Genomic DNA, 20,817 nt, shown 5'->3' with positions numbered 1-20,817 from the left:
CATGCCCGGTGATCGTCAGCCACCCTCCACCTTGTTACTCACCAGGAAGAGCCAACTCGAACCACACGGTCTTGCCCGACTTGCCGTGGCGGGTGCCCCAGCGGCGCGCGGAGACGGCCACCAGGTACAGGCCCCGGCCGCCCTCGTCGTCGGCTCCGGCGGCGCGTTCGCGGGGCGGATCCGGAAGCGGATCGGAGACTTCCACGAGGAGGGCGGGTCCGAGCGAGGGGTCCCCGTCGACCTGCTTGCGGCGTTCCAGTCGGACGCCGATGGGGCCGGAGGCGTACCGCAGCGAGTTGGTGACCAGCTCGCTGACCAGCAGGACGGTCACCTCGCCGACGGACTCCAGCCCCCAGGAGTGGAGCGTGCCGCGCACGGCGTGGCGGGCGGTGCGGACCGCGCCGGGCTCGGCAGGGAAGGCCCATTCGGCGCATTCGCCGTCTGTGTCGATCACGCCGATCACTTCCCGGGCCGGGGGCGGCGGCCGTCCGGTCCGGCGGGGACGACGCCTGGAGGTTCACTACGCAAATAGGACCAATAGCGACATACCCGATAATCGTGGCGGCGTACCACCCGACTTGCATGCCCCGGCGCACTGTGGCGCGGACGGCCGAGCGCACGAGCGGTGCGCGCCCCCGTGCGACCCGGTGTGCTCCGGGTCAGGGCGCCGCCCGGGTGCCGCCGGCCCCCTCCTCGGCGGCGTGCGCGGCGCGCAGCCGGCGGCCGATCTCGGCGACGGCGGGGCGGTCCTGGTCGAGCCAGTCCACCGACGCCAGTTCGTCGGGGGCGAGCCAGCGCAGTTCGTCGTGGTCCTCCAGCGGCTCGGGCTCCCCGGCGAGCAGGCGGGCGGTCCACACGTGCAGGACGAGTCCCGGCCGCAGCGGCCACTCCCCCGGGATGCGCTCGACGGGCTCGGTGTGCACGCCGAGCTCCTCGCGCAGTTCGCGGACCAGCGCGTCGGGGGCGGACTCGCCCGGTTCGGCCTTGCCCCCGGGCAGCTCCCAGCGGCCCGCCAGTTCGGGGGGCGCGCTGCGGCGGGCGGCCAGCAGGCGGCCCGCACGGCACAGGGCTCCGCCCACGACCACTCGATCCGTCATGGGCGGAGCCTATGCCACTGCCGTGATGCTCAGTTCGTCGTGGCGGTCTGGCCGATCCGCTCGACCCAGTAGAGCTGCTCGTGTCCACGGTGGTCGAGGCTCTCGACCACCTTCTGGGCCTCGGCCCGGGTGGGGTACCGGCCCACCCGGTAGCGGTTGCCGTTGTCGTCCTGACGTATGACCAGCCACGGAAGCAGGGCACCGCTGTCGTTCATCGCGTTTCACCCTCCGCCGATCCACGTGCCCGGGCAGCCGGTCCGCCGGCCCGGGAAACCGCATGGTGCATATGCCGGAGCTTACGCCCGACCTTTACTGAGCGGATACAGGTTTTTACGAAGAGATACCTTGCAGGCGTACGCATCCGGCCATGCGTACGAGTGAGCCGTGCGCGCCGGCTGCGGACCGGCGCACGCGGGCCCGGCAGCGGGCCGGACCGGCCTGGTCTGCGGAGCCGCGGGGCGGCAGGGGCGGCGCCGGGGGCGCGTACGGAGCGGTGCGCCGGGGCATCGGCGCAGGACGGGGCGATCACGATCGCACCGAAACCCGCCGCCTGCCGGGCCGCCGCGCGGCGGCCTGGCAGCCCGGCGGCTCCCTCAGCGCACGGGCAGGTGGTAGGCGAGCCGGTAGCGGTCGGCGGGCACGACCACGTCGGCGGTCTCCACGGGGCGGCCGGAGGCGTAGTAGGTACGGCCGATCACCAGGACGACGTGCCCGGGGACGCCGCCGAGGACCAGCAGCTCCTCCGCGAGGCCGGGCCGCGCACCGACCTCCTCGACCACGTTGTCGACGACGACGTCGATGGCGGCCATGCGGTCCACGACGCCCGAGCCGCCCAGCGGCCCCTCCTCCGGCAGCATGACCGGGGTCCGGCCGGTGAGCGCCAGCGGCTCCCAGGAGGTGGACAGCATCATCGCCTCGCCGGCGTCGCGGAAGACGTACCGGGTCCGCATGACCCGCTCCCCCGGCTCGATGCCGAGGCGCTCGGCGATCGGCGCGGGCGCCCCGGCCTGCTCGCTGCTGGAGTCCCAGGTGCCGCGCGCACCCGCCTCGGCCTGCTCCTGCCGGAACGGGGTGGAGGGCCCGCCCGCGCGGTACCCCGAGCGGGCCACCCGCCGGGGCACGGGCTGCTCCCGCACGTACGTCCCCGACCCGGAGCGGCCCTCGACGAGGCCCTCCGCCATCAGGACCTTGCGGGCCTCCAGCGCCACGGTGTCGGAGACCCCGTACTCCTCGCGGATCCGGGCCTGGGAGGGGAGGCGGGCGTGCGGGGGCAGGGAGCCATCGACGATCTTCCGTCGGAGATCCCCGGCGACGCGGAGATAGGCCGGCTGCTCACCGAAAGCCACTGGGCACTCCCATCAGGTTGACAGACAGCCACACCCTGGCAACGGTCGGTTGTACGCCGCAAGCGAAGGCCACCGTTTCACCCGAAGTGATGAAAGGCAGGTCAGTCAAACCCCTTGCCGCACGGTGTCCCCGCCCGTCCGGCGCCGCGCCGGCTCCGGCTCCGGCTCCGGCTGCGGAGCGGAGTCCGGGCCCGCTTCCGGGTCCGGATCCCCCTCCGGCTCCGGATCCTCCTCCGGCTCCGCGGGCCCTCCCGTCCCCGGCCGCTCCTCCAGCCAGTCCGGCACCGTCGTCGCGAGCCCGAACGCCCCGCGCAGGTTCCGCTCCGCCGTCACGGTCAGCACCCGCGCGGCGCGCTCCCACGCCTCCCGGAAGCCGTCCGGGCGCACGGCCTCCCCGGCCCGCTTCCACTCCGCCCGGGATGCCTCGACCTCCTTCAGCCGGACCCCGGCGGGCTCGGCGAGCTCCGGGCGCGCCAGCGCCTCCCGGAGCACCCCCGCCTCGCGGGCCAGCGCCCGCTCCACCGACCGGGCCCACTCCCGGTACGCCGGGAGCGCCTCGTCGAGGTCCTCGTCGGGGGCGCCGCCCCGGGCCAGCTCCGCCTCGTTCGCCGCGCCGAGGTAGGCGGCCTGGTCGGGCCGCAGCATGCCGGCGTCCCTGCGCAGGCTGCCGCGGTGCTCCTCCTCGGTGGTGCCGATGACGCACAGCAGGTGCCGGTCGCCGTCGCCCCACGAGTCGCGGGAGGGGGCGAAGTAGAACATGTCCGCGTACGGGGGCAGGGCCCAGGTGTCCATCGCGTACGCGTCCTGCGCCCGCCAACAGGCCTCCGCGGCGCTCCGCTTGGCCTTCCGGCCGCCCGGGTACGCCGGCCGGCCCAGCAGCGTCGAGGAGGTCACCTCGCCCTGGTGGACCTCGGCGCAGTCGATCCGGTAGAAGAGCGGGTCCTCGTCGAGGAGGTCGCCGCCGGGGACGTTGAAGCAGTCGCCCGCCTGGAGCTCCTCGGGGACGGCCAGCTCGCCCGCCACGCTCTCGTACTGCTCCAGGGCGTCGAGCCGTTCGAAGAGCGGCCCGGCGGCCTGCACGACGGTGAACAGGGCCGCGACGGTGGTCACCAGCGACACGGCAAGGCCCGCGAGGGCCAGCGGCCGGCCGCGCTCGCCCTTGCGGGAGATCTGTACGAGCGCCACGACCGCGAGGACGATGCCGAGCGGCGGCAGGCACAGCAGCCCGACGAGCAGTGAGGCCGGCGCGAACCCGTTCAGCTCCGCGTCCCCGTCCGCCTGCGGCGACGCCGCCGGCCGTCGGTGCGGCGGCGGCCAGGCGTGCGGCGGCGGGGTGCTCACGGGCGCAGGGCTCCATCCCGGGGGGTGCGGAGGCGAATGCGCGAAATAGTACGCAGCGGGGGCGACCGCGGTGTCGGTCGCCCCCGCCGCTCACCCGGCGCCCCTGCGGGCGGTCCGGGCTCAGCCGGTGCAGGTCGGGCCGCAGGCGGCCCCGTACCGGATCAGAACTGCAGCGCCCACGAGTCGATCTTGCCGGTGTCGAGGCGGGCGTTGTCGTTCACGCGCAGCTTCCAGGTGCCGTTCGCGGTCTCCGAGGAGGCGTTCACGGTGAAGGTGCGGATGATGTCGTTCGCGCTGCCGCCCGAGCGGTTGTGCAGGTTGTAGGCCGTGCCGTCGGGGGCGATCAGGTCGACCTTGAGGTCGCCGATGTAGGTGTGCTTGATGTCGACCGCCACGGTCAGGGCCGCCGGGGCGCTGCCGGACACGCCGCTGACGGTGACCGGGGACTCGGTGGTCGCGTTGTCGTTGATCGCGTAGTCGGCGGAGTTCTCGAACCGCGGGCCGGGAGGCGTGGTGGTGCCGCCGCCGACGTACAGCAGGCGGTTCGGGGAGCCGGAGCCGGGGCCGGTCACCACGTTCGGGGTGGCGGCGGCGGTGAGGGCCTGGGCGACCTGGGCCGGCGTGCTCGCCGGGTTGTCCGCCAGGTGCAGGGCGGCCGCGCCCGCGACGTGCGGCGCGGCCATCGAGGTGCCGGAGATGGTGTTGGTGGCGGTGTCGCCGGTGGCCCAGGCGGAGGTGATGGAGGAGCCGGGGGCGAATATGTCGAGGATGCTGCCGTAGTTGGAGAAGCTGGACTTGGCGTCCGAGCTGGTGGTGGAGCCGACCGTGAGGGCCTCGGCGACGCGGGCCGGGGACTTCGTGCTGGCGTCGGTGCTCTCGTTGCCCGCGGCGACCGCGTACGTGACGCCGGAGGCGATCGAGTTGCGCACGGCCGTGTCGAGCGCGGAGTCGGCGCCTCCGCCGAGGGACATGTTGGCGACGGCCGGCTTGACGGCGTTGCGGGTGACCCAGTCGATGCCCGCGACGACCTGGGCGGTCGTGCCGGAGCCCTGGTTGTTCAGCACGCGCACGCCGACGATCTTGGCCTTCTTGGCGACGCCGTACGCGCCGCCGGCGACGGTGCCGGCGACGTGCGTGCCGTGGCCGTGGCCGTCCTGGGCGGTGTTGTCGTTGTCGACGGCGTCGTAGCCGTAGGAGGCGCGGCCGCCGAAGTCCGTGTGGGTGATGCGCACGCCGGTGTCGATGATGTAGGCGGTGACGCCCTCGCCGGCCTTGTCCGGGTACGTGTAGCTGCTGTTCAGCGGGAGGGCCCGCTGGTCGATGCGGTCCAGGCCCCAGGACGGCGGGCTGGGCTGGGTGCCCTGTGCGCCGTCGATGGTGAAGACCCGGTTCTGCACGACCGACTTGACCGCCGGGTCGGCGGCGAGCTTGCGGGCCTGCGCCTCCGAGACCTCGACGGAGTAGCCGTTGAGCGCGGCGCTGTAGGTGCGGTCGATGGTCGCCCCGTACTTCCGGGCGACGGCCTTGCCGCTCTCGCCGGTGGAGCGGGCGGCGGAGTCCTTCAGGGTCACGATGTAGCTGCCCGCCACGGCGCCGGGGGCGCCGGCGTTCTCGATGACGCCCTGGGGCGCGCGGTCGGCCGCGGACGCGGGGAGCGCGGCGGCGGCGCCGAGCGCGAGGGCCGCTACGGCGGTCACGCCTACGGCGGCGGCCTTCCGGCGGGTGCGACGCATGGACATGTGGGGGGTCCTCCTCGTCGGTGGAGCTCTGGGGATGGCGGCGGAACGGCGGACGTTAGGCCATGGACATGACAAGACCGGGAACGCCCGGCACGGCGCCGCCTGTCGAAAGGTTGACCCAGCCCGCCGGGATCCCACAAGGGGACGGCAGGCGCGTAACATCCGTGCCACACAACGGCCATGAAAGAGCAAAGGTGCTCCGCACATGACGCACGCAATCCCCGGATACGTCTGCCCCGACGACGGCACCCGAGCGGACGTGCGGACCGCCCCGTGGTGCTGCCCTGTCTGCGGCGGCCCCTGGGACCTCGACTTCGCACCGGATCCGGCCAGCTCCCTCGACCCGGCGTCCGGGCCCAACTCGCTCTGGCGCTTCGGGTCCGCGCTGCCCCTGCCGGGGGCGTTCTCCGTGACCATGTCGGAGGGGAACACCCCGCTGCTGCCGCTCGGGGAGCGGATTCACGCCAAGCTCGACTTCCTGATGCCCACGCTGTCGTTCAAGGACCGCGGCGCGGTGATGCTCGCGGAAGTGGCCCGGCGGCTGGGCCCCGAGCGGGTCGTCGCGGACAGCAGCGGCAACGCCGGAACGGCCGTGGCGGCGCACTGCGCACGCGCCGGACTGAGTTGTGAAGTTTTCGTGCCCGAGGGCACCTCCGCGAGGAAGACCGGCCGGATGCGCGCGCACGGCGCGGCGGTACGGGTGGTTCCGGGCGGCCGCGAGGCCGCCGCGGCCGCGGCGCGCGCGGAGGCGGACCTGCCGGGCGTGTTCTACGCCAGCCACGTGTACAACCCGTACTTCCTGCACGGCACCAAGACGTTCGCCTACGAGGTGTGGGAGGAGCTCGGCGGCCGGCTGCCGGAGGTCCTCGTGCTCCCCGTCGGCAACGGCACCCTGCTGCTGGGGGCCGCACTGGCCGCGCAGGAGCTGGCCCGGCGCGGGGTACGCCCGCCGGCCCTGTTCGCGGTGCAGGCGGAGGCGGTGTCTCCGCTGGCCGCCGCGTTCGCCGCCGGCGCCGAGGACGCCGGCCCGGCGGAGCAGCGGCCCACCCTCGCCGAGGGGATCGCGATCCCGGCGCCGCCGCGGGCCCGCCAGATCCTGGCCGCGGTCCGCAAGTCCGGCGGCACCTTCCTGACCGTCTCGGAGGAGGCCCTGGCCGCCGCCCACCGGGACCTGGCCGGGCGCGGCCTCTTCGTCGAGCCGACGGCGGCCGCCTGCTGGGCCGCGGTCGGCCCCGCGGCCCCCTCGGACCCCCTCCAGGGGCGCACGGCGGTACTGCCGCTGTGCGGGGCGGGCCTGCCGGCGCCCACGGCGGCCTGAGGGGGGCGGGCAGGCGCGGCGGACCGCCGGCGCCGCAGCCGGCCGGCCGGCGGCCTCGCAGGGCGGACCGGCCGCAGGCAACCGCGTACATGGCGGAAAACCGCCAGCCGCGGCCGCCGGGAGCTGGTCAACTGGCCTGATGAACCGTGCTGTTGACCTTGCCCGCCGCTTCACCGCCCTTCACGACCCCGCCGCCCCGCTGGCCCTGGCCAATGCCTGGGACGTCGTCAGCGCCCGCCTCGTCGAGGCCGCCGGTGCCCCCGCCGTCGCCACGACCAGCGCCGGCGTCGCCTGGTCCCTCGGCGCACCCGACGGGGACGCGCTGGCCCGCGACCGGGCCGTCGACCTCGTGGCCCGGGTGGCCTCCGCCGTCTCCGTGCCCGTCACCGCCGACATCGAGGGCGGCTTCGGCGCCGACCCGGCGGCCGTCGGGGAGACCGTCGCCGCGGTCCTCGCCGCCGGGGCCGTCGGCGTCAACATCGAGGACGGCGGCCGGGCCCCCGCCGAGCACGCCGAGCGCATCGCCGCCGCCCGGGCCGCCGCCGATGCCGCCGGGATCCCGCTGTACGTCAACGCCCGCATCGACACCTACCTGTTCGGCCTCGGCGACCCCGCGGGCCGCCTCGACGAGACCCTGGCCCGCGCCTCCGCCTGCCTGCGCGCGGGCGCCTCCGGCATCTTCGTGCCCGGCACCGCCGACCCGGCCGTCGTCGCCGAGCTCGCCAGGGGGATCGACGCCCCCCTCAACGTGCTGGCCGGCCCCGGCGGCCCGTCCGTCGCCGCGTTCGGCGCCCTCGGCGCGGCCCGGGTCAGCCTCGGCTCCCGGGTGGCGGAGGCCGCGTACGGCGTCGTACGGCGCGCCGCGGAGGAGCTCCTCGCGCACGGCACGTACACCGCGGTCGCGGACGCCCTGCCGTACGGCACGCTGAACGGCCTGCTCAAGGGCTGAGCGCAGCGGGGCGGTCCCGGGGCGGTACGGGCGGGCGCGGGCCGTCAGTCCTGCGCGGCCCGCTCGTACAGCGCCCGGGCCCGCTCGTCGAAGAGCGCCGCGGTGGAGTCCACGTCCGTGTCCCCGCCGCTCAGTACGCCGATCAGGTGGCCGGGGCTGCCCGGGCCGCCCCGGTCGGCGATGAAGGGGCTGCCGCTGGTGCCCGTCCAGAAGCCGGCGCAGCCGATGTACAGCATCGCCGGGTCGTCCTCGTCGTGGGCGGTCCGGGTGGAGCAGGAGACGGGCCGGTTCTCCGGGTTGCGGGCCGACTCCGGGTAGCCGACGACGGTGACCTCCCGCTCGTACCCGGAGGTCCAGTCGGGGACGGGCGCCTCCCGGGCGCCGCCGACCGCCTCCTGGACCGCCTGCTGGACGGTCCGGCCGTCCTCGTCCGGCTCGACGCTGAGGAAGGCGTAGTCGGCGGTGTCCTCGCCCCACCGCGTCCACCGCTCGTCGACGTGGACGGCTTTGACCTTCCACACCCCGAGCGGCTGCCGGCCCGCGCCCTCGCCGGTGAAGGCGGGGGCGAAGGACAGGTCGCCGATCTCGCGGCCGTCGTGCGCGACCTCGCCGGGCTCGCCGTCCTCCCCGGCCGGGGCGACGCAGTGCGCGGCCGTCGCCACGACCGTCCCCTTGGGGCTGTCGACGACGCTCGCCGTGCACCAGTGCTCCCCGTTCGCCATGAGCACGCCGACTCCGGGGAAGGGGTGGACGGCGCCGGCGTCCTCGTCCACCGCCTGGGCGAAGGCGACGGCCAGGGCGGCCGCCACCCCGGCGGCCGCCGCCGCGGACGCCCCCCGCCTCACGGCGGTCAGCGCACGCCGGGGTCGGGGGTCGGTGCAGACATCACCTTGCTGATCCACTCCAGGGAGCCCTCCCTCATGCCGCGCACGTACGACTTTCCGTTGTGCTGACCATCCTGGATCACCTGCAGCCGGGTGTGCACGGGGCCCCTGCCGTACTCCTTCATGAACTTCTCGGCCTTGTCGCGGCCGGACTCGGCGGTGCCGATCTGGAAGTTGACGTAGACGTCCGGGCCGCCGGCGGCAATCAGCCGGGCGGCGAGCTTCTCGGGGTTGTTCTCGTCCATCGCCTGCCTGTTCCCCTTCCACAGCGGGGAGTCGGGGACGATGTCGATGCCGCTCGCGATGACCGCCTTGAAGCGGTCGGGGTGCTTCAGGACGTGCTTGAAGGCGCCGAAGCCGCCCGAGGAGGAGCCCATGAAGGCCCACCCGTCGCGGGAGGTGAAGGTGCGGAAGTTGGCCCGGGTGAAGTCGGGGACGTCATCCGCCATCCAGGTGCCCATCTTCGGCTGGCCGGGGATGTCCGAGCCGTCGAAGTGGTTCTTGGTGTCGGCGTTGATCACCGGCATGACGAGGATGAAGGGCAGGCTCTTCCCGGCCTTCGCCCCGTCTGCCACGGCCTGCTGGAGGCCGAGGCCGGGGCCGGTGCCCCAGTAGTTCTTCGGGTAGCCGCGGCCGCCCGGCAGGGAGATCAGGACCGGGAAGGCGCTCCTGGCGTACTTCGGGTCGTCGTACTCCTTGGGGACCCACACCCACACGTCGCCGGTGAACCCGGACTTCGGCCCCTTCAGGGTCGTCTTGGCGATCTGCGTGCCGTCCGGCAGGCGGCTGGTGCGGATGAACGAGGCCTTCGGGCCGGTCGGCAGGCTGACCCCGGACGGGACGGCCTCGGCGGAGGCCGCCACGGGCTTCTTGGCCTTCTCGAAGGACATGGGATCCCCTATGTCCGAGAAGAGGCCGAACTTGTAGGCGGCCGCACCGCCGCCGGCGGTGAGCACGAAGGCGAGCCCGCCACCGATCAGAAGCCTGCGCAGGCGCCTGGGGCGGGGGCGGCCCGCGGTCACGGGGCCTTCCCCGGCCGCGTCGCGGCGCTCGCCCTGAAGCTGGTCATGCTGCACGGAATTGTCCCGTTCCCTCTCCGGCGCCCGCTGGGGGCGCGGGGTCGGACCGATCGGTCCCCCTTACACCCCTTACAGAGGGCTCAACGACGGGGAGGGTTGCCTGGGACGGGTGTGACGTGGGGCGCGTGAACCGCGGCGGCCCCGCCGCCCGCGGGGGCGACGGGGCCGCGGCGGCCTGCGGATCCCGGGGGCAGGTCAGCCGGCCTCGGGCTTGGGAGCCTTGAGCACCTTGCTGATCCACTCCAGGGAGCCCTCCTTCATGCCCCGGACGTAGTGCCAGCCGTTGTGCTCGCCGTTCTGGATGTCGCGGATGGTGGTCTTGATGGGTCCCTTGCCGTACTCCTGCTGGAACTTGACCATCCGGTCCTTGCCGCCCTCCTTGGTGCCGATCTGGAAGTTGATGTACACCTCCGGGCCCTTGCGGTCGATCAGCTTCTTGGCGAGCTTCTCCGGGTTGTTCGCGTCCATCTCCGCCTGGTGGCCCTTCCACAGCGGGGAGTCCGGGACGATCTCGCCGCCGCTGGCGATGACGGCCTTGAACTTGTCCGGGTGCTGGAGGACGGTCTTCATGCCGACGAAGGCGCCGGACGAGGAGCCCATGAAGGCCCAGCCGTCGCGGGACTTGTAGGTGCGGAAGTTCGCCTTGGCGAAGTCCGGGACGTCCTCGGCCATCCAGGTGCCCATCTTGGGCCGGCCGGGGATGTCGGAGCCGTCGTAGTAGTACTTGTTGTCGGGGTTCAGCACCGGCATGATCACGACGTACGGCAGGCTGGTGCCGGCCGCGACTCCGTCACTGATGGCCTTGTGCAGGCCGAGGCTGCGGTCGGCCCAGTAGTTGGTCGGGTAGCCCTCACCGCCGGGCAGCGCGATGAGCACCGGGAAGCCGCTCTTGGCGTACTTCGGGTCGTCGTACTGCTTGGGCGCCCACACCCACACGTCGCCGGTGAAGCCGGACTTGGCGCCCACCAGCGTCGTCTTGGCGACGATCGTGCCGTCGTCGAGCTTGGCGGTCTGCTTGAACTGGGCCTTCGGGCCGGTCGGCATCTGCACGTCAGGGTCGCCGCTGGGCGCGGCCTCGGTCGGCGCGCCGCCCGCCTTGCCGGCCTCGCCACCGGAGCCGGAGGCAGGGGTCTTGCCGAAGCTGACGGCCTCGCCGTTGCCGGAGAACCACTCCAGCTTCCAGGCGGCGAAGCCTCCGCCGCCGAGCAGCAGGGCGAGCACCACGACGGCGCTGATCCATATCGCGCGGCGCGAGCGGCGGGGGCGCGGCTCGTCGTCGTACGCGTCGTCGTACGCGTCGTCGTACCGGTCGCCGCCGTCCGGGTGGGGGCGCGGACCGGGGGGCGGCGGGACCGGGGGGCCGGCCTGGTACGGCCCGCGCCCGTGCTGCTCGTACTGCTGCTGCTCGTACTGCTGCTGCCCGTACTGCTGCTGCCCGGCCTCGCCGTACGGGGCCCCGTACGGCGCGCCCTGCGAGGCGTACGGCTGCTGCGGCTGCTGCGGCTGCCCGGCCTCGTACGGCCCTGCGGGCCTGTGCTGCGGGTGCGGCTGGTCGTCAGGCCGCGGGCGCTGCGGGTACTGGTGCACGAACTTGGCTCCGAACGGTCATGGCTGCCCCCGGGGCTGGGACAAACGGCTGGACTTCCCCCTGGTTCTGATGTGCGAATCGCGCAGTCAGTTCCCGAACGCGGCAGAAAACCTGGCCGGGCCGCAGCCTCGCGACACCTCCCGCCCCGTCGTCACCTCTGGGCGTCGAGCACCTCGCCGCACCGCCCCAGCAGCCGGACCAGCAGCTCCCGCTCCTCGTCGGTGAAGGCGGCGGCGAGCGCCCGCTCCACCCGCACCGCGCCCGCGTCGGCCTGCTCCATGACGGCCCGGCCCTCGGCGGTGAGGCGGGTCTCCAGGACGTTGCGGTGCCACTCGTGGGGGCTGCGCTCGACGAGCCCGCGCTCCTGGAGGTTCTTCAGCACGGTCGTCATGGTCGGCGGCGTCACCCCGCACAGCCGCGCCAGGGCGGCGGCGGAGATGCCGGGCTTCTCGGCCAGCCAGAGCAGGGCCGCGTACTGGGGGACCGTCACCCCGGCGGGCTTGAGCGCGGCGTTCTTCGCCGCGAGCAGCGCCTGCTCGGCCCGCTTGACGTGCGAGCCGATCCGCTCCTCGGGGGACATGGAGGTCATGCGGCCATCCTAAGCCCCTTGCATTCATTAGACCTCTAACATAAATTCGCACCCACCAACTCGGAAGAGGTCACACAATGCTGTCGCAGCAGAAGAAGAATCTGGCCGTAACGCTGCTCGCGCTGGCCGCGTCGGTGTCGGCCGGGGCCGGCCCGGCGGCGGCCGCCCCGGCCGCGCCCTCCGCGCACACGGCGGCGTCGCACGCCCGCATCTCCACCGCCTTCACGCTCCCCGGCGAGCGGGTCTACCCCGAGGGCATAGCCGCCGACCCGCGCACCGGCGCCGTGTACGTCGGCTCGTACGCGGACGGCACCGTCTACCGGGCCCTTCCCGGCCGTTCCCGCGCCGAGGTGTTCCTGCCGGCCGGCACGGACGGCCGCCGCACGGCGAACGGCCTGCGCGTCGACGGCCGCGGGCGCCTGTGGGTGACCGACTCCACCGCCGGCGTCACGGTGTACGACACCCGCTCCGGAACCCGCCTGGCCCGCTTCGACGTCCCGGGCACCGGCCCGCGCTTCGTCAACGACCTGACGATCACACCGGACGGAACGGCATACCTGACGGACAGCATCCGGGCCGTGGTCTACCGCGTCACCCGCGCCCAGCTCGCGACGGGCGGGGGCGTCCTGCAACCGGCGTACGACCTGACCCCCACGCTCACCCGCCTCCCGGACCGCCGGTTCAGCCTCAACGGCATCACGGCCGACCCGCGCGGCCGCTACCTGCTGACGGTCGACATGGTCGCGGGCGAGCTGTTCCGGATCGACCTGTGCAGCGGCGCGATCACGCGCGTCGCCCTGGAGGGCGGCAACCTCCGCAACGGCGACGGCATCGACCTCGCCGCGGACGGCACCCTCCGCGTCGTCCACAACACGACGAACACCCTGACCCGCTGGCGCACGAACGGGGACGGCACCCGAGCCCGCCTGACCCGCACGGTCACGGACCCGTCCCTCCAGATCCCGACGACCCTGGCCCACACCCGCGGCCGCACCCTGGTGGTCCGCTCCCAGTTCGACAGGGGCGGCCCGGCCGGCAACAACGGCGACCCCACGGCCTTCACGATCGCGGAGGTCCGCGGCCTCTGACCACGGAAGGCCGGTTCGCGGAGGACCCGGAACGCCTCCCCGAGACACCTCGCCACACCGAGCCCATGGACGGAGCCCTCGCCTTCACGCTGTCGCCGCAGAGCCGGTGGCACGGCCACGTCTGCCCCATCCCAACGCCGTCCAGCACGGGCCGCGCCCTCCGGCGCGGAAAACGGAAGGCGGTCGCCTCTGGGGGCCTCGCCCCCTCTGACCTGTATGTTTGCCACGTCAGCGACGTGGTGTTCTTTCATCCGCTCACACGTTGCAGTGGAACGTTCAGCACAGAGCTGCGACCTGCGAAATCGTGGTCCTGGAAGTGGTTGTCCAGCACCAATCCAGCACCGTGCGGGTTGATCCAGGACATCCAGCACGCGCGTCCGCGGCGGGGGCAGGCCTCCCGCCGGCGACATTGTGTACACATGGGACACTCGGTACGCTTGCGCGCATGACGCAGCCACTGCCCATAGAGTCCATTCGCGACGTGCGAGCACACCTGGCGGAGGTCGTGGAGCGCGCAGACCGCGACGATGTACCCACAGTGATCACGCGCCGAGGCAAGGAAGTCGCGGCCGTCGTCTCCATTGAGGTGCTGCGCAGGTACCAGGAGTGGGAAGAGCGCGAGATCAATCGGATCATCGACGAGCGCATGGCCAACCCAGCACCCGGCATCCCGATCGAGGACATCATGAGGGAGACGCTGGCGCGCGGTGAGTGAGTACCGAACCGTCTTCCGCCCCGAGGCGCAGGCCGAGCTTCGGAAGATCCCCCGCGACATGGCGCTGCGCATCCTGGCCAAGCTGACCGAGCTGGAGACCGACCCTCTCGGCTTCAACACCACCGCACTCGTGTCACAGCCGGAACGACGCCGTCTTCGCGTCGGCGACTACCGCGTCGTCTACACGATCGACAACGGCGAGCTGGTGATCTGGGTCGTTCACGTGGGACACCGGTCCACCGTTTACGAGACCTGATCACCCGCTGACTCCACGTCAGAATATCCAGCACCCATCCAGCACGGTGACGACGAAGGGGTCGGACTCGACAGAGTCCGACCCCTTCTGAGCTGCACATTTGACCAATCACGTCACGTACAGCAAGTGCACGACTACACGTTGAAGCGGAACTCCACCACGTCGCCGTCCTGCATGACGTAGTCCTTGCCCTCCATGCGGGCCTTGCCCTTGGCGCGGGCCTCGGCCACCGAGCCGCAGTCGACCAGGTCCTGGAAGGAGATGACCTCCGCCTTGATGAAGCCCTTCTGGAAGTCGGTGTGGATCACGCCGGCCGCCTCGGGGGCCGTGGCGGCCTTCTTGATCGTCCAGGCGCGGGCTTCCTTCGGGCCGGCCGTCAGGTACGTCTGGAGGCCCAGGGTGTCGAAGCCGACGCGGGCCAGGGTGGCCAGGCCGGGCTCCTCGGCGCCGACGGACTGGAGGAGCTCCATGGCGTCCTCCTCGTCGAGCTCGGCGAGGTCCGCCTCCAGCTTGGCGTTCAGGAAGATCGCCTCGGCCGGGGCGACCAGCGCGCGCTGCTCCTCCTTGAAGGCGTCGTCCGTCAGCTCGTCCTCGTCCACGTTGAAGACGTAGAGGAAGGGCTTGGTCGTCAGGAGGTGCAGGTCGTGCAGCAGCTCGGCCTTGTCGGAGCCCTGGACGATGCCCTGCGAGAAGAGGGTGTCGCCCTTCTCCAGGATCTCCTTCGCGGCCTCGACCGCCGCGACCTTCGGGCCGATGTCCTTCTTGATGCGGGCTTCCTTGGCCAGGCGCGGCAGGACCTTCTCGATGGTCTGCAGGTCGGCGAGGATCAGCTCGGTGTTGATCGTCTCGATGTCGTCCTTCGGCGAGACCTTGCCGTCGACGTGGACGACGTTCTCGTCCTTGAACGCGCGGATGACCTGGCAGATCGCGTCCGACTCGCGGATGTTCGCCAGGAACTTGTTGCCCAGGCCCTCGCCCTCGCTCGCGCCGCGCACGATGCCGGCGATGTCGACGAAGTCGACCGTGGCGGGCAGGATCCGCTGCGACCCGAAGACCTCGGCCAGCTTGCCCAGGCGGGCGTCGGGCACACCGACGACGCCGACGTTCGGCTCGATGGTGGCGAACGGGTAGTTGGCCGCCAGCACGTCGTTCTTGGTCAGGGCGTTGAACAGGGTCGACTTGCCGACATTCGGCAGGCCGACGATTCCGATCGTGAGCGACACGTTGGCGACTTCCCGTAGCTGGAGGGGGCGACGGCCCGGGCGCGGGCCACCGGACAGTTTACTTTCCGATGAGCGGCGGTCGGTGTACGCGTGTCCCCGCACGGATCGGAGGGCCGCCGCGCCTAGTTTGGTGGGGTGGAGCCATACAGGACGCGTCCGGCGGATCACCCGCAGCGACAGCAGCCGCGGCGCCCCGCCCGCGGCGGGCCCGCCGCGGCCGGTGTCCCCGCGCAGGGCGGCGGCCGGCCGCGGCCCCTGCCGGTGCGGCGCGGCCGGCTGCCGCGGCCGCGGTTGACGGGGCTGGGCGGCGGTCTCTTCGCGTGCGCGTCGATGCTGCTCGTCGCCGGGCTCGCCTGGCTGCTGTTCGGCGGCTCGCTGTTCGTGTACGGGCTACTGTTCGTGCCGGTGGCGTCCGCGACGGCCCTGTGGGTGCGGCCTGCCGACCTGGTGACCGCGCCGATCTCCGCGCCGATCGCCTTCGCCGCCGGGGTCTGGCCGATCTCCGGGGACTCGGGCGGCTTCGGCGCGCAGGTCATGGGCGTGGTGTCCGCGCTGTCGCTGCACGCCGGCTGGCTGTACGCGGGCACGCTCGCCGCCGCGCTCATCGCGGTCGTCCGCAAGGCGGTGCTGATGGGGCGGCAGAGGGTCCCCCGCCGGGCCGGCTGACCTTCCGCCCGGCCGGCGAAGCCGCCGCCCCCCGCCCTACCGCGGCGCCGACGTCCGCGCCGCCATCGCCGCGCCGACGATGCCCGCGTTGTTCTGCAGCACCGCCGGGACGATCTCGGCCCGGATCCCCTCGATCAGCGGCAGGAACTTCTCCGGCTTGCGGCTGACGCCGCCGCCGAGGATGAAGAGGTCCGGGGAGAACAGCATCTCCACGTGCGCCAGGTACCGCTGCAGCCGGCGCGCCCACCGCTCCCAGCTGAGGTCCTGGTCCTCCTTGGCCTTGACCGAGGCCCGCTTCTCCGCGTCGTGCCCCCTGAGCTCCAGGTGTCCGAGCTCGGTGTTGGGGACGAGCCTGCCGTCCGTGAAGAGGGCGCTGCCGATGCCGGTGCCGAGCGTGAGCATCATGACGGTGCCGCCGCGCCCCTTGCCGGCGCCGTACGCCATCTCGGCCACCCCGGCCGCGTCGGCGTCGTTGAGGACGGTGACGGGCCGGCCGCCGAGCCGCTGCGAGAGCACGTCCGCCGCCGCGACGCCGATCCATCCCGGGTCCATGTTGGCGGCCGTACGGATCGTGCCGCCCGTGACGACGCCGGGGAAGGTCACCCCGACGGGGCCGTCCCAGCCGAAGTGGCGGACCACCTCGACGACGCAGCCGGCCACCCCGTCGGGGGTCGCCGGCTGCGGTGTCAGAACTTTGTGGCGCTCCTGCGCCAGGTCGCCGCGGTCGAGGTCCACGGGCGCGCCCTTGATCCCCGTACCGCCGATGTCCACACCGAAGAGCTGCATGGACTCACGGTACGGAACCCGCTACTGGTCTGCGACCAGGCCCGCGGCTTCGGCGCGCAGGTCCCGGCGGAGCTCCTTCGGCAGCGAGAAGGTGATCGACTCCTCGGCGGTCTTGACGATCTCGACGTCCGCGAAGCCCCGCTCGGCCAGCCATTCGAGCACCTGCTCGACGAGGACCTCGGGGACGGAGGCGCCGGAGGTCAGGCCGATGGTGGTGACGCCGTCCAGCCAGGCCTCGTCGATCTCGCTCGCGTAGTCGACGAGGTGGGCGGCGCGCGCGCCGGCGTCGAGGGCGACCTCGACGAGGCGGATGGAGTTGGAGGAGTTCTTCGAGCCGACGACGATCACGAGGTCGGAGTCGGCGCCCATCGCCTTGACGGCGGCCTGCCGGTTGGAGGTGGCGTAGCAGATGTCGTCGCTCGGGGGGGAGACGAGCAGCGGGAACTTGGTCTTGAGCGCGTCGACCGTCTGCATCGTCTCGTCGACGGACAGGGTGGTCTGCGACAGCCAGACGACCTTGGACTCGTCGCGGACGACGACCTTGTCGACGTCGTCGGGGCCGTCGACGATCGTGATGTGGTCCGGGGCCTCGCCGGAGGTGCCGATGACCTCCTCGTGGCCCTCGTGGCCGATCAGGAGGATGTCGAAGTCGTCCTTGGCGTACCGGACGGCCTCCTTGTGGACCTTCGTGACGAGCGGGCAGGTCGCGTCGATCGTGGCGAGCCTGCCGCGGGCCGCCTCCTCGTGCACGACGGGGGCCACGCCGTGCGCCGAGAACATCACGATGTTGCCCGGGGGTACCTCCTCCGTCTTCTCGACGAAGATGGCGCCCTTCTTGCGGAGCGTCTCGACGACGTACTTGTTGTGCACGATCTCGTGGCGGACGTACACCGGCGCCCCGTACTGCTCCAGGGCCTTCTCGACGGCGATCACGGCTCGGTCCACGCCGGCGCAGTAGCCGCGCGGGGCGGCGAGCAGGACGCGGCGGGAAGCGGGAGCAGGGGCGGCGGCAGCACTCATGCGGTCCATCGTACGGGGGTGCCGCGCAGCCGGTACGCCCGTACGGGCGCGGCGGCGGCGCGGGCGGCGGGGCGGGCCGCGGCGCGGGTACGGCAGACGGTGTCGGTGCGGGCGGCTAGCCTGCCTGCATGGGTCTGAATACGTCGGCCGAGGCGCCGCTGCCCGTCGGCCAGGTGTCCCGGCTCATCGGGGGCTGGATCGACCGGCTCGGCCAGGTGTGGGTGGAGGGGCAGATCACCCAGCTGTCGCGGCGGCCGGGGGCGGGGGTGGTGTTCCTGACGCTGCGCGACCCCGCGCACGACGTCTCGATCGGCGTGACCTGCTTCCGGCAGGTCTTCGACGACGTCGCGGACGCCGTGACCGAGGGCTCGCGGGTCGTGGTCCTGGCCAAGCCGGAGTGGTACGCGCCGCGGGGGCAGCTGTCGCTGCGCGCGGCGGAGATAAGGCCGGTCGGGATCGGGGAGCTGCTGGCCCGGCTGGAGCGGCTCAAGCGCTCGCTGGCCTCCGAGGGGCTGTTCGCGCTGGACCGCAAGAAGCCGCTGCCGTTCCTGCCGCAGCTGATCGGGCTGGTGGTGGGGCGGGCGTCGGCGGCCGAGCGGGACGTCCTGGAGAACGCGCGCCGGCGGTGGCCGGCGGTCCGCTTCGAGGTGCGCAACGTGGCGGTGCAGGGGGTGCACGCGGTGCCGCAGGTGGTCCAGGCCGTCAAGGAGCTCGACGACCTGCCCGAGGTCGACGTGATCATCGTGGCGCGCGGCGGCGGCAGCGTGGAGGACCTGCTGCCGTTCTCCGACGAGGAGGTCGTCCGGGCCGTCGCCGCGGCCCGCACGCCGGTCGTCTCGGCGATCGGGCACGAGCCGGACTCGCCGCTGCTGGACCTGGTCGCGGACCTGCGCGCCTCGACGCCCACGGACGCCGCGAAGAAGGTCGTACCGGACGTCGGCGAGGAGCTGGAGCGGGTGCAGCAGCTGCGCGGGCGGGGCCTGCGCGCCGTGCGGGCGCTGCTCGACCGGGAGGAGCGGGGGCTGGCGCATGCGCTGGCACGGCCGGTCTTCGTGCACCCGCAGCGGATGGTGGAGGCCCGCGAGGACGAGCTGGAGGCGCTGCTCGGGCGGAGCCGGCGGACGCTGCGGCACCTGCTGGACCGGGCCGACTCGGAGCTGGCGCACACGCTGGCGCGGGTGGTGGCGCTGTCGCCGGCGGCGACGCTGGAGCGCGGGTACGCGGTGCTCCAGCGGGCGGACGGGCACGTGGTGCGCTCACCTGAGGAGGCCCCGCCGGGCGAGGAGCTGCGGGCGCGGGTCGCGGAGGGCGAGTTCTGCGTCCGGGTGGCCGACAGCGGGCCCGCGGCGGGCGGCTGAACGGGCCGGGCGGCGGCCGGACGGGCCGGCGGCGGGAGGGCTCCGACCGGGCGGCGGGAGGGCTCCGACCGGGCGGCTGCCCGGCCGACTTGACGAATCATGTGCATGTTGCACCTGGGTGGACGAGATCCGAGGCGGAATGGGAATGGCAGCAGAGAACACTGCGTTGGGCTACGAGCAGGCCCGCGACGAGCTGATCGAGGTCGTCCGCAGGCTGGAGGCGGGAGGCACCTCGCTGGAGGAGTCGCTCGCGCTCTGGGAGCGGGGCGAGGAGCTGGCGGCAGTGTGCCGGCGTTGGCTGGAGGGCGCCCGCGCCCGGCTGGACTCGGCGATCGCCGCGCGCGAGGAGACCGGGGAGGGCCGGGAGGGCGGGGACGCCTGAGGCGGCCGGGGCCGGAAGCCGGGCCTCCGCGGCCGTCGGCCGGAGGGTGATCCCAGCCACTGGCGGCCGGATTTAGTTGAAAGTTCGACTAATTTCGGCGTACAGTCAGTGCATCGCTGCACCTCTCCGCATGGAAGAAGGCTTTCCCATGTCCCTCGTTCTTGACCCCGCCGCCCAGGACCTGCTGTTCCGCGAGGCTCGCACCGCCAACACCTTCTCCGACGAGCCGGTGACCGAGGAGCAGGTCCAGGCGATCTACGACCTGGTCAAGTACGGCCCCACCGCCTTCAACTCGACGCCGCTGCGCATCACGCTCGTGCGCTCCCCCGAGGCCCGCGAGCGCCTCGTGAACCTGATGGCCGAGGGCAACCAGGCCAAGACCGCCGCCGCGCCGCTCGTCGCGATCCTCTCCGCGGACAACGAGTTCCACGAGGAGCTGCCGGCCCTGCTGCCGCACTTCCCGCAGGCCAAGGACATCTTCTTCAGCGAGCGCCCGGCCCGTGAGCAGTCCGCGGTGATGAACGCAGCCATGCAGGCCGCGTACTTCATCGTCGGCGTCCGCGCCGCCGGCCTGGCCGCGGGCCCGATGGGCGGCCTGGACTACGCGGGCGTCCAGAAGGAGTTCCTCGACGACGACCACACCCCGCTGATGGTCGTCAACATCGGCAAGCCCGGCCCGGACGCCTGGCACCCGCGCGGCCCGCGCCTGGCCATCGACGAGGTCATCACCACCGTCTGACGGCCGCCCGCCCACCCCGCACGCACGCGAAGGCCCCGCCTCCCGGTTCCCCCGGGAGTGCGGGGCCGTCCGCCTGTCGGGACGCCTGGCGCCCCGGTCGGCCTACCCGGCCTGCCCGGCCGGAGCGGGCGTGTCGGCCTTCTTGAACTCCAGCGCCGCCGCCATCGTGCCGAGGTCCTCGAACGGCGCGGTTCCGGTCACCACCGTCACGTGGCCCTGCTCCTGCCGGACCAGGGCGTCGTACTTCTCGCCCTCCCAGCGCTCCCACTCCACGCCGCCGACCTGCTGCGTCTGCCCGGTGGCCTTCGCCTTCTGGGTGACCTCGGACAGGTACCCGGCGGAGGAGTCGCTGGACTGCTCGACGGCGACGTACTGGTTCCGCGGGTCGAGGAAGCCGAGGTGCCAGCGGTGGGCCTCGCGCCGGTCGAACGTCACCGAGGTCGCCCGCCACTCCTTTGGCAGCCCCACCGGCGCCGCGAGCGGGTACGGCGCCGCGCGCCGGGCGGTGAGCGTCTCCACCCGGTAGTCGACGACGTGCGTCGGATCGGCCTCGTCGTCGTGCGGGACGAACATGTAGATCCCCGCCACGACCACGCCGATGACCGCCAGCGACCGGACCATGTCCCAGACCGTCTGCTTGCCCTTCATACCTGC

Annotated in this window: 23 protein-coding genes; 9 read left to right on the top strand and 14 right to left on the bottom strand. The window is 73.1% G+C overall.

The window, feature by feature from the left end; all coding sequences use genetic code 11:
- Nucleotides 1–34: 34 nt before the first annotated feature.
- From C0216_RS04455 to C0216_RS04430, 6 genes are all read right to left on the bottom strand, one after another.
- A complete protein-coding gene (locus C0216_RS04455) occupies nt 35–463 on the bottom strand; it encodes an ATP-binding protein (RefSeq protein WP_114053991.1) in 429 nt (142 codons plus the stop codon).
- Nucleotides 464–659: 196 nt separating this feature from the next.
- A complete protein-coding gene (locus C0216_RS04450) occupies nt 660–1,097 on the bottom strand; it encodes a (deoxy)nucleoside triphosphate pyrophosphohydrolase (protein WP_114053990.1) in 438 nt (145 codons plus the stop codon).
- Between the two features lie 29 nt (nt 1,098–1,126).
- Nucleotides 1,127–1,312 (bottom strand): SPOR domain-containing protein, encoded by a 186-nt coding sequence (locus C0216_RS04445; RefSeq protein WP_114053989.1) that lies wholly within the window; start codon nt 1,310–1,312, stop codon nt 1,127–1,129.
- A gap of 378 nt (nt 1,313–1,690) precedes the next feature.
- Nucleotides 1,691–2,443, bottom strand: coding sequence for a GntR family transcriptional regulator (locus tag C0216_RS04440; RefSeq protein WP_114053988.1), 753 nt, complete (start codon nt 2,441–2,443; stop codon nt 1,691–1,693).
- Nucleotides 2,444–2,548: 105 nt separating this feature from the next.
- Entirely contained in the window at nt 2,549–3,784 is a 1,236-nt protein-coding gene (locus C0216_RS04435) for a DUF4190 domain-containing protein (RefSeq protein WP_114053987.1), read from the bottom strand.
- Between the two features lie 161 nt (nt 3,785–3,945).
- Complete coding sequence (locus C0216_RS04430; RefSeq protein ID WP_428985479.1) at nt 3,946–5,517, bottom strand: S8 family peptidase; 1,572 nt, start codon at nt 5,515–5,517, stop codon at nt 3,946–3,948.
- Between the two features lie 211 nt (nt 5,518–5,728).
- Between C0216_RS04430 and C0216_RS04425 the strand changes: the two genes are divergently transcribed.
- The gene (locus C0216_RS04425) at nt 5,729–6,841 is read left to right on the top strand and encodes a pyridoxal-phosphate dependent enzyme (protein WP_114053985.1); all 1,113 of its coding nucleotides are present in this window, start codon (nt 5,729–5,731) and stop codon (nt 6,839–6,841) included.
- Between the two features lie 139 nt (nt 6,842–6,980).
- Nucleotides 6,981–7,790, top strand: coding sequence for an isocitrate lyase/PEP mutase family protein (locus tag C0216_RS04420; protein WP_114053984.1), 810 nt, complete (start codon nt 6,981–6,983; stop codon nt 7,788–7,790).
- Between the two features lie 44 nt (nt 7,791–7,834).
- Here C0216_RS04420 and C0216_RS04415 read toward each other — a convergent pair whose 3' ends face one another.
- From C0216_RS04415 to C0216_RS04400, 4 genes are all read right to left on the bottom strand, one after another.
- Complete coding sequence (locus C0216_RS04415; protein WP_246042322.1) at nt 7,835–8,635, bottom strand: trypsin-like serine peptidase; 801 nt, start codon at nt 8,633–8,635, stop codon at nt 7,835–7,837.
- Nucleotides 8,636–8,640: 5 nt separating this feature from the next.
- A complete protein-coding gene (locus C0216_RS04410) occupies nt 8,641–9,750 on the bottom strand; it encodes an alpha/beta hydrolase (RefSeq protein WP_114053983.1) in 1,110 nt (369 codons plus the stop codon).
- Between the two features lie 198 nt (nt 9,751–9,948).
- Complete coding sequence (locus C0216_RS04405; RefSeq protein ID WP_428985478.1) at nt 9,949–10,977, bottom strand: alpha/beta hydrolase; 1,029 nt, start codon at nt 10,975–10,977, stop codon at nt 9,949–9,951.
- 515 nt (nt 10,978–11,492) lie between these two features.
- Nucleotides 11,493–11,930, bottom strand: coding sequence for a MarR family winged helix-turn-helix transcriptional regulator (locus C0216_RS04400; RefSeq protein ID WP_174250342.1), 438 nt, complete (start codon nt 11,928–11,930; stop codon nt 11,493–11,495).
- A 77-nt stretch (nt 11,931–12,007) separates the two neighbouring features.
- On the opposite strand from C0216_RS04400, the gene C0216_RS04395 reads away from it, so the two are divergent.
- The 3 genes from C0216_RS04395 (at nt 12,008) to C0216_RS04385 (ending at nt 13,989) form a co-directional block, all read left to right on the top strand.
- Nucleotides 12,008–13,018: an SMP-30/gluconolactonase/LRE family protein gene (locus C0216_RS04395; protein WP_114053982.1), complete on the top strand. Its 1,011-nt coding sequence runs from the start codon at nt 12,008–12,010 to the stop codon at nt 13,016–13,018.
- Between the two features lie 445 nt (nt 13,019–13,463).
- Nucleotides 13,464–13,733 (top strand): type II toxin-antitoxin system Phd/YefM family antitoxin, encoded by a 270-nt coding sequence (locus C0216_RS04390; RefSeq protein WP_114053981.1) that lies wholly within the window; start codon nt 13,464–13,466, stop codon nt 13,731–13,733.
- On the top strand, nt 13,726–13,989 hold the full coding sequence (locus C0216_RS04385; RefSeq protein WP_099130288.1) for a type II toxin-antitoxin system RelE family toxin: 264 nt from the start codon (nt 13,726–13,728) through the stop codon (nt 13,987–13,989). Before C0216_RS04390 ends, C0216_RS04385 begins: the two co-directional genes overlap by 8 nt.
- A 134-nt stretch (nt 13,990–14,123) precedes the next feature.
- On the opposite strand, the gene ychF is transcribed toward C0216_RS04385, so the two are convergent.
- Complete coding sequence (gene ychF / locus C0216_RS04380) at nt 14,124–15,212, bottom strand: redox-regulated ATPase YchF (RefSeq protein ID WP_114053980.1); 1,089 nt, start codon at nt 15,210–15,212, stop codon at nt 14,124–14,126.
- 135 nt (nt 15,213–15,347) lie between these two features.
- Between ychF and C0216_RS04375 the strand changes: the two genes are divergently transcribed.
- Nucleotides 15,348–15,878 carry a DUF6542 domain-containing protein gene (locus tag C0216_RS04375; protein ID WP_114053979.1) on the top strand — a complete coding sequence of 177 codons (531 nt, stop codon included), beginning with the start codon at nt 15,348–15,350 and terminating at the stop codon, nt 15,876–15,878.
- Between the two features lie 36 nt (nt 15,879–15,914).
- Here C0216_RS04375 and ppgK read toward each other — a convergent pair whose 3' ends face one another.
- On the bottom strand, nt 15,915–16,664 hold the full coding sequence (ppgK, locus tag C0216_RS04370; RefSeq protein WP_114053978.1) for a polyphosphate--glucose phosphotransferase: 750 nt from the start codon (nt 16,662–16,664) through the stop codon (nt 15,915–15,917).
- A 21-nt stretch (nt 16,665–16,685) separates the two neighbouring features.
- Entirely contained in the window at nt 16,686–17,693 is a 1,008-nt protein-coding gene (locus C0216_RS04365) for a 4-hydroxy-3-methylbut-2-enyl diphosphate reductase (RefSeq protein WP_114053977.1), read from the bottom strand.
- A gap of 119 nt (nt 17,694–17,812) precedes the next feature.
- Between C0216_RS04365 and xseA the strand changes: the two genes are divergently transcribed.
- The 3 genes from xseA to C0216_RS04350 all read left to right on the top strand — a co-directional run bounded on the left by xseA (nt 17,813) and on the right by C0216_RS04350 (nt 20,163).
- Nucleotides 17,813–19,042: an exodeoxyribonuclease VII large subunit gene (gene xseA, locus C0216_RS04360; RefSeq protein WP_114053976.1), complete on the top strand. Its 1,230-nt coding sequence runs from the start codon at nt 17,813–17,815 to the stop codon at nt 19,040–19,042.
- Between the two features lie 145 nt (nt 19,043–19,187).
- Nucleotides 19,188–19,424: an exodeoxyribonuclease VII small subunit gene (locus C0216_RS04355; RefSeq protein ID WP_114053975.1), complete on the top strand. Its 237-nt coding sequence runs from the start codon at nt 19,188–19,190 to the stop codon at nt 19,422–19,424.
- 148 nt (nt 19,425–19,572) lie between these two features.
- Nucleotides 19,573–20,163, top strand: coding sequence for a malonic semialdehyde reductase (locus C0216_RS04350; RefSeq protein ID WP_114053974.1), 591 nt, complete (start codon nt 19,573–19,575; stop codon nt 20,161–20,163).
- A gap of 102 nt (nt 20,164–20,265) precedes the next feature.
- On the opposite strand, the gene C0216_RS04345 is transcribed toward C0216_RS04350, so the two are convergent.
- Nucleotides 20,266–20,811, bottom strand: coding sequence for a DUF4245 domain-containing protein (locus tag C0216_RS04345; protein WP_174250495.1), 546 nt, complete (start codon nt 20,809–20,811; stop codon nt 20,266–20,268).
- Nucleotides 20,812–20,817 lie beyond the last annotated feature (6 nt).

The sequence above is a fragment of the Streptomyces globosus genome, assembly GCF_003325375.1.
Classification (GTDB): Bacteria; Actinomycetota; Actinomycetes; order Streptomycetales; family Streptomycetaceae; genus Streptomyces; species Streptomyces globosus_A.
Note: the sequence above shows the minus strand (reverse complement) of the source record. Positions and strands in the feature narration are given on the sequence as shown.

What these genes read in the sequence shown, in the direction of transcription:
- C0216_RS04450 (WP_114053990.1), bottom strand. Translation starts at nt 1,097, where the DNA reads ATGACGGATCGAGTGGTCGTGGGCGGAGCCCTGTGCCGTGCGGGCCGC.
- C0216_RS04445 (WP_114053989.1), bottom strand. Translation starts at nt 1,312, where the DNA reads ATGAACGACAGCGGTGCCCTGCTTCCGTGGCTGGTCATACGTCAGGAC.
- C0216_RS04430 (WP_428985479.1), bottom strand. Translation starts at nt 5,517, where the DNA reads ATGCGTCGCACCCGCCGGAAGGCCGCCGCCGTAGGCGTGACCGCCGTA.
- C0216_RS04425 (WP_114053985.1), top strand. Translation starts at nt 5,729, where the DNA reads ATGACGCACGCAATCCCCGGATACGTCTGCCCCGACGACGGCACCCGA.
- C0216_RS04420 (WP_114053984.1), top strand. Translation starts at nt 6,981, where the DNA reads ATGAACCGTGCTGTTGACCTTGCCCGCCGCTTCACCGCCCTTCACGAC.
- C0216_RS04400 (WP_174250342.1), bottom strand. Translation starts at nt 11,930, where the DNA reads ATGACCTCCATGTCCCCCGAGGAGCGGATCGGCTCGCACGTCAAGCGG.
- C0216_RS04395 (WP_114053982.1), top strand. Translation starts at nt 12,008, where the DNA reads ATGCTGTCGCAGCAGAAGAAGAATCTGGCCGTAACGCTGCTCGCGCTG.
- C0216_RS04390 (WP_114053981.1), top strand. Translation starts at nt 13,464, where the DNA reads ATGACGCAGCCACTGCCCATAGAGTCCATTCGCGACGTGCGAGCACAC.
- ppgK (WP_114053978.1), bottom strand. Translation starts at nt 16,664, where the DNA reads ATGCAGCTCTTCGGTGTGGACATCGGCGGTACGGGGATCAAGGGCGCG.
- C0216_RS04365 (WP_114053977.1), bottom strand. Translation starts at nt 17,693, where the DNA reads ATGGACCGCATGAGTGCTGCCGCCGCCCCTGCTCCCGCTTCCCGCCGC.
- xseA (WP_114053976.1), top strand. Translation starts at nt 17,813, where the DNA reads ATGGGTCTGAATACGTCGGCCGAGGCGCCGCTGCCCGTCGGCCAGGTG.
- C0216_RS04355 (WP_114053975.1), top strand. Translation starts at nt 19,188, where the DNA reads ATGGCAGCAGAGAACACTGCGTTGGGCTACGAGCAGGCCCGCGACGAG.
- C0216_RS04350 (WP_114053974.1), top strand. Translation starts at nt 19,573, where the DNA reads ATGTCCCTCGTTCTTGACCCCGCCGCCCAGGACCTGCTGTTCCGCGAG.
- C0216_RS04345 (WP_174250495.1), bottom strand. Translation starts at nt 20,811, where the DNA reads ATGAAGGGCAAGCAGACGGTCTGGGACATGGTCCGGTCGCTGGCGGTC.